Origin of the sequence: Streptomyces sp. NPDC006733 (assembly GCF_040636125.1) — a bacterium.
Taxonomy (GTDB): Bacteria; Actinomycetota; Actinomycetes; order Streptomycetales; family Streptomycetaceae; genus Actinacidiphila.
In genome coordinates this window covers 31,048-47,547 of sequence record NZ_JBEYJD010000046.1, presented here as the reverse complement: position 1 = coordinate 47,547, position 16,500 = coordinate 31,048, and the positions used below count along the sequence as shown (strand labels likewise).

Sequence of the window (16,500 nt, the reverse complement as noted above, 5' to 3'; positions counted from 1 at the left end):
TTAGCCCCGCGGGACATCAGGGGCGGGCCCTCTACAGGGGTCCGCCCCTTCGCACGCCCGGACCGTCACCCGCCGCCGTGGCCGACACCGCCTCCCTGGGGAACGCGCTGCCGACCGTGGTGCCCGGTTGCGGCTGCCAACCAGTCAACGGGCTGCGGGGATGAACCGCCAGAGGTTCGCTGACCCACTTCGTCTACCGCCTTTACTGGGACATTCGTGCGAGGGAAAAGCCCAGCTCACCGGGGTGAACCGTCCCCGTCAGCGAGAACGCGAACCTTGATCGAGTCACCCGATCGGGTGAATGGGTTGTCAGCGCCCGCTCCTACCGTGCGGGCATGACCGCACTGCAGCGAACTGCCCCTGTCCCCGCTCTGCGCGCAGGCCCGAGCTCGCCGGCCAACGTGCCGCCTTGGGTTCGGTGGTGAAGCATGAGCCTGACGTCCGGGCTGAAGAGCCCCCGCACCCCGCTGCGCCGTTTCCTGGACCGTGAACTGTCCGCCGGCCCCAAGCCGTTGCGCGCGGACTTCCGCGCCCGGCACGTGCCCGACCGCGTGCTGATGCCGCCGCCGGGGATCGGCGGCGAGGCCGGCACCATCGGCACGGCGATCGACCAGCGACTGCGGCTGGCCTTCACCGCGGCCGCCCCGGTCGACGACGCCAGCCTGGACGGCATCGCCGTCGCCGCCACGATGTCGGACACTCTGGCCGGCGACCGCATGGGCGCGGTCGGCGCCGAACTGGTGGAACACCTGGAAGCGACCGTGCACGCCCTGTCCCTCGACGACCGCCGGCAAGACCTCGAGCGCGCCCACGACGAAGAGCAATATTTGGCCAGGATGCTGCTCGCGGCCGCCTGGTTCGCCGTCGCCTACCGCAACTGGTACGGCTTCACCTTCACCCCGCTGTACGAAGCCGCCCGCGAGGATCCCGCGACCTTCACCCTGGCCCGGCTCCTGCAGCTTCCCGACCAGGTGCTGGTGGACGACGTCGTCCACCAGGTCCACCACGCCGTCGGCGGCCCCCTGGAGTTCCTGCGCCAGGCCAGCACACCGGCCGACTGCCGCGGCGGCCCGACGTTCCCCGGTGCTCGGATCAGCGCCGACGCCGACCTCCTGGTCGACGGGCTCCTGCTGGACTTCAAGAGCGCCTCCCGCCCCCACAACTTGCCCCAGCAGACCGTCTGGCAGCTGCTCGGCTATCTCCTGCTCGACACGGCGGACCGCTACCGCATCGACACCGTCGGCCTCTATCTCACCCGTAGCGCTCGCCTGGTGACCTGGCCCGTTGAGGACTACCTCGATCTGCTCGGAGCTCGCCGCCGCGAGCTCCAGGAACTGCGCAGGGTCTTCGCCGACCTGTTGGCCGGCTGCCAGGCTGACGCCGACCCTCACGTCTTCGGTGACAACCCGGCCGCTGACCGGCTCGTGGAAGAACTCGCCGCCGTCATCCCTGCTGGCCACTGCCACGTGTGCGCCCAGCCCCTTCCTGCCGGGGTGACCCGCGCCTGGTGCTCCGCCTGGTGCCACACCCGCCAGACCACGTTGCGCAGACGCGGCTGGCTACCCGCGCAGTCCGCCGCCTCCGTCACCGTCCGGCCCTGAGCTCACCGCACGGCGGCCGACCCGCCGCGCCGCCCTGACCCTGCCGCCTCCCAGAATCATCAGTAAGGGTTAAAAGAAGGGGTTAAATTTTAGGGTAAGCACTGCTAGGATGAGGTACGAAAGGAGGCTCTCCATGGCCACCGAGGAAGAGCTGTACGCGAACATCGATGCGTTGCTGCAGGAGGAGCCACAGCTCCCGCCCCCGGCGGAGCGTGCCCGCCTGCGGGAGGCGGCCGGCATCACGCAGGCGCGTCTCGCGACCGCGCTGAAGACCACGACGCAGACGGTGAAGAACTACGAGAACGGCAGGAGCGAGCCCAAGGAGCCGCGGCTTTCGGCGTACCAGCGGCTGCTGAACGGATGGGCCGCGAAGTTCCCCGCCCACGCAACTCCCGCCCCGCGCGTCCAAGCCCCCGTGGCCGCGCCGCCGCCCGCCCCGGTGCCGGAGACGTTCACCGCCGTGCCCACCGTCGAGGCAGACCTGGCCGAACCCGACCCTCCCGCCGATGCGCAGCCGGTGCGCCCCGCCCGTCCGGTTGCGTCGTCGCACCGCCCGGCCGCTAAGAAGGCCGCCAAGGCTGCGCGGGACCCGCGCTTTCCGCACGGTCCGCTCGCCGTGCTGGATGGTGACGGCTTCGCGTACGGCGTCGACGGCATCGTCCTGGACTGCCCGGCCACCACGATCCCGGAGCTGGTGGAGTGGACCCTCAAGGAGTCCGGACTCGGTGCCACGAAGCTCAACCGCCATGGCAAGGACTCCGACCCGCTGATCGCGCTCACCGCGGCCGCCGCGGTGCAGCTCGGGCTGCCCGAGCGCCTGGAGGGCCACGAGCAGCGCCGTAGCCTGCGACTGCCGGAGGACCACCCCGTCGTCAAGCAGGTCGCACGCGCGAAGTGGCAGCTGACGCAGCGCGGGTTCGGCCCGTGGGCGCGGATCTACCGCACGGCGCAGGGCCGTGACCGGCAGTGCGTGCAGCTGGCGATCCTGTCGTGGGACGCCCTCGATGAGCGGTCCTGGCCCGGCGTGGCGGAGATGGAGCCGGCCGACGTCGCCCGCGTGCTGGGGGTGTACGCCCAGCGGGTCATCACCCCGCGCGGCTCCACGGCCGTGTCCGGTCTGGAGCTGATGACGGCGCTGCGGCCGCCGACGAAGGCCGTGCAGGACCCGGCGACCGGGAACTGGGTGTCCGGCTACAACCCGGGCTCGCTCGGCACGGAGCCGATGGACCCGGCGCCGCCGGAGGCCACCCCCGAGCACCCTGTCGTGGTGAACTCCGGCTGGACGGGCGGCTTCCTGAACGAAGAGGCCTACCAGTGGGTGCGGTCGGTGGACTCGCTCACCGATGAGGAGTGCCTGCTGCCGTACGCGGTCGGCCTGGACCTGAACACCGCGTTCCTCGCCGCAGCCGCCCGCCTGACCGTGGGCCTGTCCGCACCGGATCACTTCCACGCCCCGACGTTCAACCCGAAGATCCCCGGGTCCTGGCTGGTTGACCTCAGCACCATCGACCTGGACCCGCGCCTGCCCTCCCCGTTCACCCCCGACGGCACCCGCCCCACGGGGCCGGCCTGGTACCAGACGCACACCGTCGCCTACGCCCAGGAACTCGGCCACAACGTCGCCCCGATCGAGGCGTACCTGCGCCGGCAGACCGGCGCGTATCTGGACCCGTGGCACGACCGCCTCAAGACCGCGTACGTCGACACCCTCGCCGACCTTGGCGTCACCAAGGACCTGGACGACGCGGCGTTCCTGGCCGCGATGGAGCAGCACAAGCAGAACGACCCGGCCCTGGCCGCCGTCTTGGCCGCGATCAAGGCCACGGTCAAGGGCGGCGTCGGCAAGCTCCGTGAGCGCCCCCAGGGCAAGTCCTACAAGGAAGGCGAGCCGTGGCCGGCCCTGCAGCGGCCCACCTGGCGCCCGGACATCCGGGCCGCGGTCATCAGCAAGGCCCGGGTCAATATGCATCGCAAGCTGGGCAACATGGTTAAGATGACCGGCCTGTACCCGCTCGCCGTGCTCTCCGACTGCGTCGTCTACCCCAGCCCCGGCGACAGCCCGCTCGCTTTCCTGCCCTATGCCGCCTCGGGTAGGCCGCAGCCCGGCGGGTTCCGCCTGGGGGCCACGCCAGGCCTGGCGAAGCTGGAGGGCGTGCAGTCGATGCTGTGGGCGGTCGAGTTGATGGAGCAGGGCCTGAACCCGGCCCGTCACATCAAGGGCGGCGACGCGGTCCTGGACGAAGGGGAGTAGGCCATGGGCGAAATCGAGAGCGCCATCGAACGGGCCGACCGCGAAGCCCTTACCCGTCAACCGCCCAAGACCCTTCCGGCCCGCATCAACTACCTCCTCAAGCAGCTCGGTAGCGCAAAGGCCGTCGCACAGGAGCTCGGCATCACCGCCGACTCCGTCAACCGCTACCGGCGCGGCGCGCGCAAGAACCCGCCCAAGGACATCGCCGCGAAGATCGACAACGCCGTACGGCAGCGATGGCAGCCCCAGGTACGCAAGCGCCGGCGCCAGCAGGCCGCCGCCAGCGGGATCACCGTGGAGACCAGGGCCCGGTTCGGTTACGAGTCGTCCGCCGGATCGACCGACGACGGCCGCTTCCGCCGCCTCACCGTCCGCCTCCCCGCCGCTTACGCACAGCGCCTCTTCCACGCCCGCGACACCGGCGCCAGCGACCAGGACCTGCGCGGGATCATCGCCGAAGGATTCAAGGAAATCTATTTCCAGGACGGCGGAAGTCGCGCTACAGGACTCTCGGACGTAACCCTGAATGACATTGATTACCTGGATCTCGAATACTGATTCGGAGCGCTTTATGGCGAGCGCTAACTATTTGGATGAGCCAAAGCACGGTAGCTGTCGCATAGGCAGACGGGCACGTCGCCAGCGGCTGGCGCCCGCGCCCTGGCCAGATGAGGTACTGGGACGCCGGAACCGCGGAGGTGGAAGGCCCGTTCGCGTCCACTGACTGATCGCCCTGTCTCACCAGCGCCTGGCTTCGGCGACTCCATCGTCGCGAACACCGATCTGCTCTTTCCCGGTGGTGCTGTTCGTGTTCGCCCCGACGCCGCGCCGTGCGACCCCGGACACCAGGGAGGCGGCCTTTCACGAGCGGGCCCGCCACGTCGGGAGCGTGAACTACAAGCTCACCGTGGCGACCACGACGTTGCCCCTGCTGATGAAGGACGGGGCGGGCGCGGCGGTGTGGCGGGTCGTCGGCAAGGGCCACGGCGAGGAACACCACGCCCTGGCCGCGCTGCCGAAGGCATGGTGAGTACGGCGGGCCCGGCCTCCCATCAGGCTGGTCCGCCGACCCGGCCGGGCTGGCGAGCCTCCCTGCGTCTCGAGCGCCGGCTGCGCAGGGGACCAGAGACGGTGGAGGTCGACTGTGCCGACGCTGCAGGACGTGGGGGACCGGTTGCACACATGCTTGCACCGGCCGATTGCACCGCAGGTCAGCGCCGTGCCGCCTGGATCTTCCTATGCGGGGGCGAGCAGGGTCCGTAGGAGCTCCGCGGTCGCGTCCTCCATGTCGGAGTGCAGCTCGTCGCACAGCTTCTCGAGCTGGGTTGCTGCGCGTTCCAACCCGTCGTAGTCCCCGAGGGCATGGTGCGCCCGGAACGCCAGCCGGTGTAGCCGCTCGGATTCCATCGCGACGTCCAGCCCCTTGGTCGCCGCCCACAACGCGCTCCGCGGATCGGCAGCCTGAAGCCGGCGCTCGGCCAGCGTCGCGGCCGCGTCGATGATCGCGTCGATCATGTCCTGGGCGAGATGCCCGGCCCAGTGGTAGCGACGTGGCGGGACGGCGGCGAACGGTCGGCCGCGGACGAGTTCCAACGCGGTGCGCAGCATCGCGTCGCCGTCGGCCAGCGGTGCGCGCTTTCCAGCGGCCACCAGAATCTGGAACTGGTGCCAGTCGCAGGTGACGGTGTCGGCGAACCGGTAGCGGGCGTCGGCTGTATTGGCGATGAGGGGCAGGTGCTTGGCGCCGTCGGCGCTCGCGCCGAGCCAGCCGCGCAGGCGGCTGATCCACGGGTTGCGGGATTTCCGGTCGACGTCCCTGCCAGGCCACAGCGCCTCGTCCAGGGCGCGATGGTCGAGGCCGGGATGCAGCACCATCCACGCGGCGAGCTCCGTCAAGGTACGGCGGTGCTTCGTCTCCAAAGTGCCCTGCGCGCCGACCACATCCACGGGCCCCAGCACCTGGATGACCGGACCACGAAGGACTTCCTTGGCCGCAGGCGCCGGGGCAGGTTCGGCGGCAGCGCGCGGGGCGGTGATCGGAATGCTGGTGGGCGTCGGCGGGGCGGTGTCCGGGGACGTCGGCTCCGGCTCGTCGTCCAGGTCGCCACCGAAATCCGCGAGGCCGGCCAGCAGCCCGCGGTCGTTGTCTTGGCCGATGCCGTCCAGGCCGTTGGCGACCGGACCCGCAGGGGGAGAGGGCAACGATGGGGCGGGGGAGAGGTCGGCGTCGTCCTCGGTGATCCGTGCGTGGACGCGTGGATCATGGTGGTACGGGGCCGGCACCGCCATAGCGGGAGACTGCGGCGGCTCGGCTGGGACGGACTCCAGGGCAACGGCGGGCACAGGGTCGGGGCGCGCCGGCACGTCGGGGGAGGCTTCATCGGAGAGCGTCAGCAGCTCGAGGACATCGGCGTAGTCCTGATCGGACAGGGCTTGTGGAGTGCAGACGATGTCGGTGCCGGGAAGCTGCACCACGGCGGCGGGGGAGGCGTCGATCGTCCACGCCGACGGCAGGGACGCGGCACCAGAGCCCGGGTCGTTGGTGGTGATGATGACGGTGGCGGTGCGGGGGTGCGCGTCGGTGACGGCGGCGAGTTGCTCGTGCGCACCGTGCTCGCTGAGGTCGTCGGCGGCGAGGAGCAGGTACGGGGTCCAGGACGCTGCGCCATCCTCGCCGAGCCGGGCCTGGCGCAGGCTGTCGGCGCCCACGGCGGCGAGTGCCTGTTGCTGATCGGTGTGGTGAGCGGCTACCGCCCGCAGCGCGGACGCGACATCGACGGGCGCGGCGAACCACTCGGGGAGCAAGGCGGGCAGCCCGCCGAAGGCGGCGTTGCCCAGCGCAGCGATATCGAGGTGGTCGGCATACGGCGAGGTGGCCAATTCCACGGCCAGAGCCCGCAGGACCGATAGCCGGTCGGGGCCGGTGATCTGCACGGCTCCATAGTGCTCCAGATCGACCAGCACTGTCTGGCCGGCTGCGTCCCCGCCGAGGGTGACCAGCGCGGGATAGGGGGCATCGACGGTGCGGGTGTCCGTAGGTTTACGGAGCTCGGTGGTGTTGGCCGGGCAGTGCCACCGGCTCCTGTCCTCATCGGTGGCCACGAACGGCGGCACTGGGGCGGCAGCCGCGGCCAGATGCAGCACCAGACCCGTAGCCGGTGCGTACACCAGGGCGGCCAGCTCGGGCAGTTCCCTCCCCGTGGCGGCCAGGTGCACGGCGGCGGTGCGCAGCGCGGCGTCGATGAACTCGGCGCCGTCGGGGTTCTGGGTGGCGCGCAGGGCGCTCTCGGTGGCGGCCGCGCTGCCGGTGGGCAGCGGGATACGGCGGCCGGGGCGGCGTCGGCGCTGCTGCAGTTTGCGGCGGGTGGCGAGCAGGGTGAGCAGCGCTGCGGCCAGTAGTCCGCCGCCGAGCGCGTAGACCGGCATCCGGCTGCCGGTGGCCGTGCTCTCCGCCGTGGTGGTGCCCGCCGGCACCGGGGCGGCGGGGGAGGGGACACCGTTCGGGGCCGGCGCCCGGGTGGCTGGCGCGGACGGCGTGGTCCTCGGCCTGGGCGACTGCGTGCTCGGCGACGCTTGCTCACGGGAAGGTCGGCTGTCCGGGGCGGTGGTGGACGGCGCGGGAGCAGGGTGCTCGGTCGGCGCGTGCGTCGGGGGGTGCTCGGTGGGGCCGGAGGGCTTCTGCTGAGGATGGGGTGTGGCCGGGGCCGAGGGCGGGGTGGTCTCGGGCGGTGCGGGCAGCTTCAGGTGCTCGCCGGGGTAAATCAGGTCGGGGTCGGTGAGATGGTGACCGCCGGGCTGAAGGTGGCCGGCGTTCAGGTGGTAGATCTTCGGCCACTGGTCGGCGTCGCCGAGCTGCTCCTGCGCGATGCCCGACAAGGAGTCGTTGGGTACGACGGTGTAGGTGGTCGGCACCTCCGGCCCGCTGCCGGCGGTGGCCGCCCGGGTGCTGGCGGGCTGTGCCGGATGTTCCTGCGGGCCTTCCGTCCGGGTGGTGGTGAGTGCGTCTGCAGCGGGGTCGGGGCTGGTGGTCGGTGTGGTGGTGCGGGCATCAGCGGGCAGCTTGATGACCGCGCCGTGCGGCAGGTAGCCGTCGCCGGCGGCGAGCTGGTGGATCTCGGGGTTCAGCGCGGCGATGTCTTTCCACCGCTGGCCGGCTCCGAGGTAGTGCTCGGCGAGGTCCCATGGGGATTCGGTGGGCGAGGTGACGGTGTGGGTGGGCCAGTGCGTGGCATCCGCTGAGGGCGTTGTCGATGAGGAGGCGCTCGCACTGCCCTGGCTGTGGGTGACGCTCTGCGTCACGCTGACGGCGGCGGCGGCGTGGGTGGCGGTTGCGGCAGATGCGGCGGTCGGCGCGAGGAGCACGATCCCGCCGATGAGGAAGCTGGCGAGAGACTGCATGCTGCTCAGGCCGCGGATTCGGGGGGCGGAGCGGCGCTGCAGTACCGCCACGAGCTCCACGAGCGCGGAGAGGGTGAAGGCGGCCCAGGCGGCCCAGCCCAGGAGGGTGATGACGACCAGGAAGAGCGTGCCGTCGTCCTGGCGCAGCAGCAGGTCCAGGCCGCCGGACAGTTCGGTGGGCTGGTGCCCGATCGCGAGGAGCGCGTAGGGGACGCCGGCGATCAGGGCGAGCAGGAGGGCGAGGCCGGCAAGGGCGCGCAGCAGGACGCCGAGGGTGCGCAGCGGTCCGGGGGTGTGGGGGGCCATGGTGCGGCTCAGCCTCCAGCTTGGGTCTGCAGATGGGCTGTCGCGCTACCCGTCACCTGGATCGTGGACTTGCCGACCATGGAGGCGAACAGCGTTTGGTACGTGCTGTGGACGTTGACGCTCAGGGTTTGCCCGCCGTCGGTGATCTCCACGTCGCCTTGCACGCCTGCCGCGGCGAGGTAGTCCTGCGCGGCGGTACGGGCGGCGTCCGGGTCGATCGTGATCGCGGTGCCCTCGATGGCCTGGGCCGGGTCGAGTTGCTCGCCTGCGGTGCGGGCGGCTTCCTGAGCGAGGGAGGTGGCACGGTTGGCGGCGTTCAGAGCGCCGCCTCCGTCCACGAGCAGCCCCATGACCATGAAGATCGCCAGCGCGGCCACGGCGAAGAACAGGGACATCGAACCCCGGTCCCGGTCTCCTGAAGGCCGGCACCGGTGGGCGCATCGGCGCAGCGCACGGATCATTGCCGGCCCCTATACGTGTCGATGGGACTCGTCCAGGTGGAGGTGAGGGTTTTGGAGCCTGGCAGGCCAGGCAGCCCGATGTCGGCCAGGTTGGCGGTGCAGGAGATCGTCACCGTGACGGTGGCTTCCGTGCCGACGTCCAGGGAGAAGCCGGCGGTGTCCACGAGCACGCTGGAGGTCTGGCAGGTGATGCCGTCGCCCTCCAGGCTTCGGTCGGCCGCGGTTTGCGCTTGGGACTGCGCGTGCTCGCCGTCGCGTTCCAAGGATGCGGCGCGTGCGGCGGCGTGGGCCGCGGAGTCCACAGCACCCTCGGCGTCAACGACCCGACCGAAGGCGACCATCAACCCCAGCAGGCCGATGACGACGGGCGCCAGGACCGCGGTCTCCAGCGCGTAGCTGCCCCGGTCTCGGTGGTCGCTGCGGATGCGGAAGCGGTGCGGGCGGGTCATGGGGCGGTCCAGCGTTCGATTGGGCCGTCGGCGAACTGGGTGACGTCCAGTTCCAGCCCGGGCACCAGGGTTGCAACGTGACCGGTCACCGTGATGCGGATCTGCTCCGGCGTGCTGCCAGCGGAAGAGACCTGGGCGTCGCGCACACTGTTGCCGAATTTGGCGAGGAAGTCGTCGGCCTGGCGCACTCCGTCGTCTGGGGTGGCACCGAAGGCCCGGCCGGATTCGACGCCTTGGCGTGCGGCGGACTGGGCGACTTTGCGGGCGTGGTAGTACAGGCCGACCTGGAGGGCGGTGAAGATCAGCGCCAGGACCACGACGGCCAGGGTCGCGAATTCGACGCTGGCGAATCCCCGACTGCCGTGCAGGCGCGCGGCCATGGCCCGCCAGCGGCTTCGCTGGGCTTTCACTTTGTTCCCCCTCTCCGTGTCTTGGTCCGTGCTCATTGCTCAGCCGCCGTTGATGATGCCGATCTTCTCTAGGAGCTTGCCGCGGATGGCCACGACCAGCAGGCCGGCGCCGACCAGGAGCGCACCGGCGATGAGCGCCAGCTCGGTGCTGGTCTGGCCGGCATCGCGACCCGCCTTGAGCGTCGCGTAGTGGCTGCGGATCCACACGGTGAGGATCTGGATGTCCATGAGCTGTTCGTCTCCTTAGGGTTCAGCTGCCGAGGATGGTGATCGTGATCGGGATCATCACGAAGGTGAGCATGAGGATCACGCCGGCGGTGACGGGCAGGATCATCACCGCGCTGGCCGCGTTGGCCTCGGCCTTGGCATCGGACAACAGGGCAATGCGCAGCTGCCGTGCCTGGGCCTGCAAGGTGGCGTAGACCGCCGCACCGTCACCGGCCAGGGCCAGGGTGTCGGCGGGGCGGGTCAGTTCCGGGATGTCGAGTTCCTCGCCCAGCTGCTTCAGTGCGTCCCACACGGTGACGCCGGATAGATCGGCCTGGTGGAACACCTGCCGCATCCGCACGAAGATCCAGCCGTCGCCGACCTCCGCGGTCTGCGTCAGGGCCTGGGCCGCGCCCGAGTTCGCGATACGGGCCAGCGCGACGCGCTCGAGGTAGGAGGCGGCGGCGTGCCGCACGATCAGCCGCGCAGCGGCGGCGTCCCGGGCGACTTCCTTACCCGGCCACACCCAGAACAGGGCGCCGAAGCCGAGGGATACGAACCCGTAGGCGATGAAGTGGAAAGGGCTGCCGGTTGCGGCGAGCAGGGCCTGCAGCAGTTGCGGCAGCAGCAGCCCGTACAGGGCGAAGAGGAATCGCTTACCGAGGTGCTCGGCCGGCGATTTGCGCAGCAGATTCAGGTCCTTCATCGGCAGCGTGAGGCGGCCGCCGAACTCCCGCAGCAGGCGCTCCCCGATGCGTTCGGGCAGCGAGCCGGTGCGGGCGGTGTCCGCGGAGGTTGGTCCGACCGTGACCTTGCTGGCGTCCAAGCGGTCCAGGGCGCTGGCCAGATTGGGGCGGGCGGGCATCGCGGCCCGCACGGCCAGCCCGATGAGGGCGCCGGCCGCGGCTGCGGGCAGGACCGCGTGGACCGGGATCATCGCGTCCCCCCGAGCGTGGTGAGGTGAGCGGGCAGCGGGTCCAGCAGCCGGGGGTCGGGCTTGGTCCGGGCGATGCGGCGCAGCCACGACAGCGTCCAGGCGAACATCCCGCCGAGGAAGGCCAGCACGATCTGCCCGGCCGGCGACTGGTACCAGGCGGACCAGGCGCCGTTGAGCATGCAGCCGATCACGACCACGCAGATCACGACGGAGACCATGCGGGAGCTCTTGCGGACCTTCGCACGGTCCGCTTCCACATCGCGGGCGTCAGCGGCCTGCTGGTGAATGGTGACGGCCAGCGCCTCCAAAGCATCCGACAGGCCCGGGCCCTTGTAGACGGCGTGGGACTGGAAGAGCAGCACCACATGGTCGGAGACCCCGTCGGCGAGTTCATCGGCGAACTGCGCGAAAGCGCGCTGGGCATCGACGCCGCTGCGCAGCCGCTCGGCCAGCAACCGCACATTGACCGCGATGGGTGCGGGCGGGTTCTTCGCCGAGGCGCGGATGGTCTGGGTCAGGCTGATGCCCGCGGTGTGCACACCGGCCAGGTGATTGAGCCACTGCCCGAGCGCCTCGAGGCGCTCGATGCGCAGCTTCGCACCCGTGCCCGGGTTGAGGACGAACGGCAGGCCGAGGACGGCGGCGCCGGCGAGCAGGCCATGGACGGGCCACCCGGTCCAGGCCCACACGCTCACGGTGACGATGCCGGCCGTGGTGACCAGCAGGCGCCAGCGGGCACGCCAGGCCTCGGGCAGTTCCGCCTTCGCGCGTCGGATCCGGCCCGTGGTGCGGGACGCAGGCTTGGTCGGATCCGGGATACGGCCGCGCACCTCCCGAACGATGAGGATGACGGCCAGGATCGCCAGGACCGAGCAACTGGCCGCGACCAGAGCGAGTTGCGAGGTAGTCACCACGACCTCCAGGTGCGCGCGGAGCCCTGGCGCCAGCAGCGGCCGAGGCCCGCCCGCTCAAGGTCGCTGTTCAGGGGCAGGCCTTGGAAGACCGCATCCAGGTCGGGGGCGGTCATCGGGGGCTCACTGTCTGCAGGGCGGGTCCCCACGCGCCGTGGGGATTGTCGGTCAGCCACGTGCGGTGGAACTGACCGGTGCGCTCCAAGTCGTCGATGAACGACGGCATGTTCCGGTACAGGGCCCGGCGTTCCGTGCCGATCGGGGCGAACAGCTCACTGGTGGTGGGGCGGCCGCCTTCGCCGACGACGTCCTGGACCTCGTAGATGTGCGAGACGAACCGGTGCTTGCGCCCGCCCTGGCCGGTCTCATCGAGGTACGTGAGGTAGATGACCACGTCGATGGACGAGGCGATGAGGTGGTGGGCTGCCTCGCTGACCATGCCGGCCTCGGTGCACAGCTGCACCAGGCGGCTGATGATGGCGTGCGGGCGCCGCACGTGCATGGTGCACATCGACCCGGAACCACCGGCGGACATCGACTGCAACATCGGCACGATCTCCGTGCTGCGCACCTCACCGACGATGACGCGGGTGGCGTTGTAGCGCAGGGCAGTGGCGAACATGTCCGACAAGGTGACCTCGCCGGCGAGCCGGTTGTCGCCCGTGCGTTCGCCGTTGGAGGAGCGGGCCTCGAAGGCGAAGGTCACCGGGCCGGGCTTCAGGCCGGGCTCGTCCAGGTACAGCTCCCGGTCCGATTCCAGCGTGACCAGGCGCTCGGCCTCCGGGATCTCCCGGCCCAGCGCGCGCAGCAGGGACGTCTTGCCGGCGCCCATGTCTCCCACGACCAGGATGTTCATCCGGGCATGAACGCAGGCGATGAGAAACCGCTCCAGCAGCGGGTTGATCGATCCCCAGCGGACGAGTTCGGCCATGCCGTGCTGCCGGATGCGGTGCTTGCGGATCACCACCGAAGGGCGGCTGGTCAGCATCGACGCGGTCACGCGCGATCCGTCGGGCATCCGGAAGCCCACCATCGGCGAGGCCTGCGTCAGCGCCCGCTCGCCGTGCCCGGACAGCCCCGCCATCCGGTTGACCCACGCAATGAGCTCATCGTGCGTGTCGGCGACGCGCTCGATGGTGCGCCGCGGCTTGTCGAAGTATTCGACGAAGGCCCGGGTGCCATCGACCATCAGGTCCTCGACACCGTCCTGGTCCAGGAGCGACTGCAGTCGGCCGCCGCGGTACATCGCGTCGAAGACGGCCGTGCCGATGATTGCTTCCTGCTCGGCGGTCAGCGGCGCATTGCCCTGGGCGTACAGAGCCCCCCACTCGGCGACAGTGGAAGTGGCCAGGGACCGGGCCAGGGCGCGTCGGTCGTCCTCGGCCAAGGTCCGGTCGGGGTCGCGGGTGCTGAGCTGTTGGGAGACCTTGATCTGCAGGTCCTCGATGACGTCCCAGCCGACCGGAAGCCCGCCCGGCAGATCAGCCAGACGCGGCACCACGGCCGGCCCGGGTGCTGCTGGCGGTGCGGGCTGCTCGGGGAGCGGGTGGGGTTGAGCCGGGCCGGGGCGGCCTTGCCCGATGTGGGTGGTGAGCAGGTTGGCGAGCTCGTCGCGGCCCAGGGGGGCGGGGTGACCGTTGACGCCGGCCCGCTGGTGGGTGTCAGCCACGTCCAAGCCCCTTCGTCTGGGTCAACCGCTGCAGCGCCCCAGCCAGTTGCGGGTTGCCCTGCCAGGCAGGCAACTGCTGATGGATGCGGCGCCGGGACGCGGCGGCTTCCAGCTGCTCGGTAGCGGTTCGGGCGTACCGCAGGAAAGGACTGCGGCCGTGGCCGCGCGGCGGGCGACCGCCGTTGGTGAGGTAACCGGCCGTATCCGGGTCCCACGGCAGAGCGGCCAGCACCGGTGTCTTGAGGGCTTCAGCGACCTGATGGGCCCGGTAGGCGGCTTCCTCGATCAGCAGCAGCCCGAGCGCATCGGCTCCGGTGCCGTGCTCCTCGAGTTCCGCGCGGAGCGGTTCGATCACATGCCGGGCCAGCGTCAGGGACTGATCAGTGCCCCGGACCACCAGCAGCACCAGGTCGGCCCGGTGCAGCAAGGGCGCCGGCGTCAAGGTGGGGTGCAGATGCCCTGACTCCAACGCCAGCCGGCCGGCGTCGATGAAGACGTGGTACCCGGCCTCAGCGGCCATGACATGCAGGACATCCGACAGGGCCGGCCAGGTCCGGCTCAGCGCAGCAGCCTGCGCCGGGTCGGTCAGACCGGGCAGCAGCCGGCGGTGACCGGCCTCATCCATCGCCCACAAGTGCGAGGCGAACGCGTTGGCCATCGCCTCAGGGCCCGTTCGCTCAGCGGCGGCCAGGTGGTACAGCCCGAAGCCAGCGCCGACCTGGCCTTGGAGGAAGCCGGCCCGAATCGTGCCGCCCGCCGGATCACACTCGGCGAGCAGCGAGGGGCGCGTGGAGGCCAGAGCCAGCGCGAGGGCGGTCGTGGTGACGCCGCCCGACTTGGCGGAGACCAGCGCGGTAACCGGCATCAGCTGCTCCGCGGTTCACGGACCAGCGCGATGCGACCCATCACGGCGCGGGTCGCCAGCAGCGGCCCATCGCTGGTAGCTACTGCCAGGTTGACGACGACTGTGCCGGACGCGTCGGGGCGGGAGACCGACACGACCACGGCGGTGATGGTTGACGGCGGGCTGTCGTTCTTGCCGTTGGACTGGTCACCCTGAGCGGGTGTGGTCACGGCGAGGACCTTGTCCCCGGCTGCGAGCGTTCCCGAGGGACTCTGGCCGCGCTTGACCTGCACGCCGACCTGCTGCTTGTCGTCACCCAGGCCGGTGCCGGCACCGAGCTGGGAGCTGGTCAGCAGGCCGCCCTTGCGGAGGTCGACGGCGGTCCGCTTGCCGACGACGCTGTTGCGGTCTGTCGCCCGTACCGGAGTCAGCGCACCATCGGCGGATACCTCCGCCACGGCCAGATCGGCATCGGCAAGGGTCTGGCCGGCGGGGACATCGCGGGCGATGGCCAGCACCTTGACGCGGTTACTCGCGGAGGTGACGGCCGCAGCGGCACCGAGCCCGGCTAGGGCAGCCAGGACGATGCACAAAGCGACGACAGCCCACCGGCGCTCCCGCTTGACCGGAGCCGCGGTAGTGATGGGGATTTCGGGACGGCCCGGGCTCTGCGGGCGCGGCACCGACGGCGCGGTGACGGGGGGTTCCATACGGTGATCGGCCTCTCAGGGTGCGCAGTGCGTTTAGTTGAGGACTTGGACTTCAGCGACGGTGATGTTCACGGCGCTGTTGCGGACCTCGGTGAGCTGACCGGTCTGGCCGGCTCCCTGCCAGTCGATGGTCCAGGTAGACGTTGCTGTCACAGGGAACGTGCCGCCCGGTTGCGTGGACGACGGCTGGGTGTAGCGGTAGCCGCAGTCCGGCGACGGCGCTTTGCCGTAGGCCGCCTGGTAGGGAGTGCCGGCCGTCGTACAGACCACGGTGTGGCCGTCACCCATCGCCCAGACGATCTTCGAGACCTTCGCGGTCGCGGTGACCGTGACACCGCCAGCCGACGCGGTCGCCGTGTTCGGCCCGTACGTTTCAGCGGATCTCGTCGTCCAGAGATAGACCGGCATGCCCACTACGCCCCTACCACCCGGCTTAGGGGTAATGCCGATGTCCGCTCCGCGCAGCAGCATCTTGTCCACGGCCTGCTGGGCCAGAACAGCCGGATCGACCGCCGGGGCCGTTGGAGGCTGAGCTGCCCAGACCGTCCTGTTGACGATGTTCGTCGGACTGATGACGCAGCGCTCGTCATACACCAGACCATCGCCCGGCGCGTGACCCTCCCACATCGCGCTGCCCGCCGGCGGCTGAGGACTGGTCGGCTTATACGTGCACACCGGGTGCACCAGGCCATCGTCTCCCTGCCCAGTGCCGCCTGATCCTCCGGAACCGACGGGCTTCGGTCCAGGGTGATGGCCGGGCACCTGGACACCCACACAGAAGTACTTTCCGCAGTCGCCGGCGGTTCCTGGACCTGATGCGGAGGCGCTCCCAGCCAACGCCGTGGCGATCACAGCAACCGCGACGATGGCAGCGCCGCGCCTTAGCATGGCCGGTCCTGTGGGTCGTCCTTGATGACCTTCCACCCATCCGGCCACCGCTCGACCGTCGCCAAGGTGACGTACTTGGTGCGGCGCTCGGGCGGCAGCGCGACCTTCTTCTTCGTGGCCTGGTCGACCATGTCCCAGTGGCCGACATCGAGGCAGCTGGAGATAGAGGCGCTGGGCACCTTCTGGTTGAGCGCGATGCTGGTGACGGTGGGGTTCCCCACTGAGACCTGGCCGATGACGATCCGGTGGGCGGTCCGGAGGTTCTTCATCTCGTCCTCGAGCCCGTTCAGCACCGGGCTCACCGCGTACTTCTTGATGTCGGTGCCGTCAGTGCTGGCCTTCGCGTAGGCGAGCTGCAGCTGCTGCCAGTACGCGTTATAGACGCCAAGCGCATCGGTCTTGGCGCGCTCCGTCGGATCCACGGTCTTCGTTGCCGTACTCGTCGATGGAGAAGCCGT

At 70.5% G+C, this 16,500-nt stretch carries 16 protein-coding genes; 4 read left to right on the top strand and 12 right to left on the bottom strand.

All coding sequences use genetic code 11. The annotated features are described in order from the left end of the window. Nucleotides 1-428 precede the first annotated feature (428 nt). The 4 genes from ABZ721_RS32390 (at nucleotide 429) to ABZ721_RS32375 (ending at nucleotide 4,882) form a co-directional block, all read left to right on the top strand. A complete protein-coding gene (locus ABZ721_RS32390) occupies nucleotides 429-1,601 on the top strand; it encodes a hypothetical protein (RefSeq protein ID WP_358792337.1) in 1,173 nt (390 codons plus the stop codon). 133 nt (nucleotides 1,602-1,734) lie between these two features. Next, nucleotides 1,735-3,852, top strand: coding sequence for a helix-turn-helix transcriptional regulator (locus ABZ721_RS32385; protein WP_358792336.1), 2,118 nt, complete (start codon nucleotides 1,735-1,737; stop codon nucleotides 3,850-3,852). Between the two features lie 3 nt (nucleotides 3,853-3,855). Then, on the top strand, nucleotides 3,856-4,410 hold the full coding sequence (locus ABZ721_RS32380) for an XRE family transcriptional regulator (protein WP_358792335.1): 555 nt from the start codon (nucleotides 3,856-3,858) through the stop codon (nucleotides 4,408-4,410). A 238-nt stretch (nucleotides 4,411-4,648) separates the two neighbouring features. Beyond that, on the top strand, nucleotides 4,649-4,882 hold the full coding sequence (locus tag ABZ721_RS32375) for a hypothetical protein (RefSeq protein ID WP_358792334.1): 234 nt from the start codon (nucleotides 4,649-4,651) through the stop codon (nucleotides 4,880-4,882). A 206-nt stretch (nucleotides 4,883-5,088) separates the two neighbouring features. Here ABZ721_RS32375 and ABZ721_RS32370 read toward each other — a convergent pair whose 3' ends face one another. The 12 genes from ABZ721_RS32370 to ABZ721_RS32315 form a co-directional block, all read right to left on the bottom strand. Then, a complete protein-coding gene (locus tag ABZ721_RS32370; protein ID WP_358792333.1) occupies nucleotides 5,089-8,556 on the bottom strand; it encodes a LysM peptidoglycan-binding domain-containing protein in 3,468 nt (1,155 codons plus the stop codon). A gap of 8 nt (nucleotides 8,557-8,564) precedes the next feature. Continuing rightward, nucleotides 8,565-8,951, bottom strand: coding sequence for a pilus assembly protein TadG-related protein (locus ABZ721_RS32365; protein WP_358792332.1), 387 nt, complete (start codon nucleotides 8,949-8,951; stop codon nucleotides 8,565-8,567). 62 nt (nucleotides 8,952-9,013) lie between these two features. After that, nucleotides 9,014-9,466, bottom strand: a complete 453-nt coding sequence (locus tag ABZ721_RS32360; protein ID WP_358792331.1) for a TadE/TadG family type IV pilus assembly protein — start codon at nucleotides 9,464-9,466, stop codon at nucleotides 9,014-9,016. Beyond that, on the bottom strand, nucleotides 9,463-9,876 hold the full coding sequence (locus tag ABZ721_RS32355; RefSeq protein ID WP_358792330.1) for a TadE/TadG family type IV pilus assembly protein: 414 nt from the start codon (nucleotides 9,874-9,876) through the stop codon (nucleotides 9,463-9,465). Before ABZ721_RS32355 ends, ABZ721_RS32360 begins: the two co-directional genes overlap by 4 nt. A 39-nt stretch (nucleotides 9,877-9,915) precedes the next feature. Further along, complete coding sequence (locus ABZ721_RS32350; RefSeq protein WP_250980537.1) at nucleotides 9,916-10,104, bottom strand: hypothetical protein; 189 nt, start codon at nucleotides 10,102-10,104, stop codon at nucleotides 9,916-9,918. Nucleotides 10,105-10,126: 22 nt separating this feature from the next. Continuing rightward, on the bottom strand, nucleotides 10,127-11,020 hold the full coding sequence (locus tag ABZ721_RS32345) for a type II secretion system F family protein (RefSeq protein WP_358792329.1): 894 nt from the start codon (nucleotides 11,018-11,020) through the stop codon (nucleotides 10,127-10,129). Further along, nucleotides 11,017-11,931 carry a type II secretion system F family protein gene (locus tag ABZ721_RS32340; protein WP_358792328.1) on the bottom strand — a complete coding sequence of 305 codons (915 nt, stop codon included), beginning with the start codon at nucleotides 11,929-11,931 and terminating at the stop codon, nucleotides 11,017-11,019. Before ABZ721_RS32340 ends, ABZ721_RS32345 begins: the two co-directional genes overlap by 4 nt. Nucleotides 11,932-12,043: 112 nt before the next feature. Next, nucleotides 12,044-13,600 (bottom strand): CpaF/VirB11 family protein, encoded by a 1,557-nt coding sequence (locus ABZ721_RS32335; protein ID WP_358792327.1) that lies wholly within the window; start codon nucleotides 13,598-13,600, stop codon nucleotides 12,044-12,046. Then, nucleotides 13,593-14,465: a hypothetical protein gene (locus tag ABZ721_RS32330; protein WP_358792326.1), complete on the bottom strand. Its 873-nt coding sequence runs from the start codon at nucleotides 14,463-14,465 to the stop codon at nucleotides 13,593-13,595. The genes ABZ721_RS32335 and ABZ721_RS32330 overlap by 8 nt, the downstream gene beginning before the upstream one ends. Beyond that, entirely contained in the window at nucleotides 14,465-14,962 is a 498-nt protein-coding gene (locus ABZ721_RS32325) for an SAF domain-containing protein (protein ID WP_358792325.1), read from the bottom strand. The genes ABZ721_RS32330 and ABZ721_RS32325 overlap by 1 nt, the downstream gene beginning before the upstream one ends. A gap of 225 nt (nucleotides 14,963-15,187) precedes the next feature. After that, a complete protein-coding gene (locus ABZ721_RS32320; RefSeq protein ID WP_358792324.1) occupies nucleotides 15,188-15,748 on the bottom strand; it encodes an ATP/GTP-binding protein in 561 nt (186 codons plus the stop codon). 287 nt (nucleotides 15,749-16,035) lie between these two features. After that, entirely contained in the window at nucleotides 16,036-16,464 is a 429-nt protein-coding gene (locus ABZ721_RS32315; RefSeq protein ID WP_358792323.1) for a hypothetical protein, read from the bottom strand. Nucleotides 16,465-16,500: the final 36 nt, after the last annotated feature.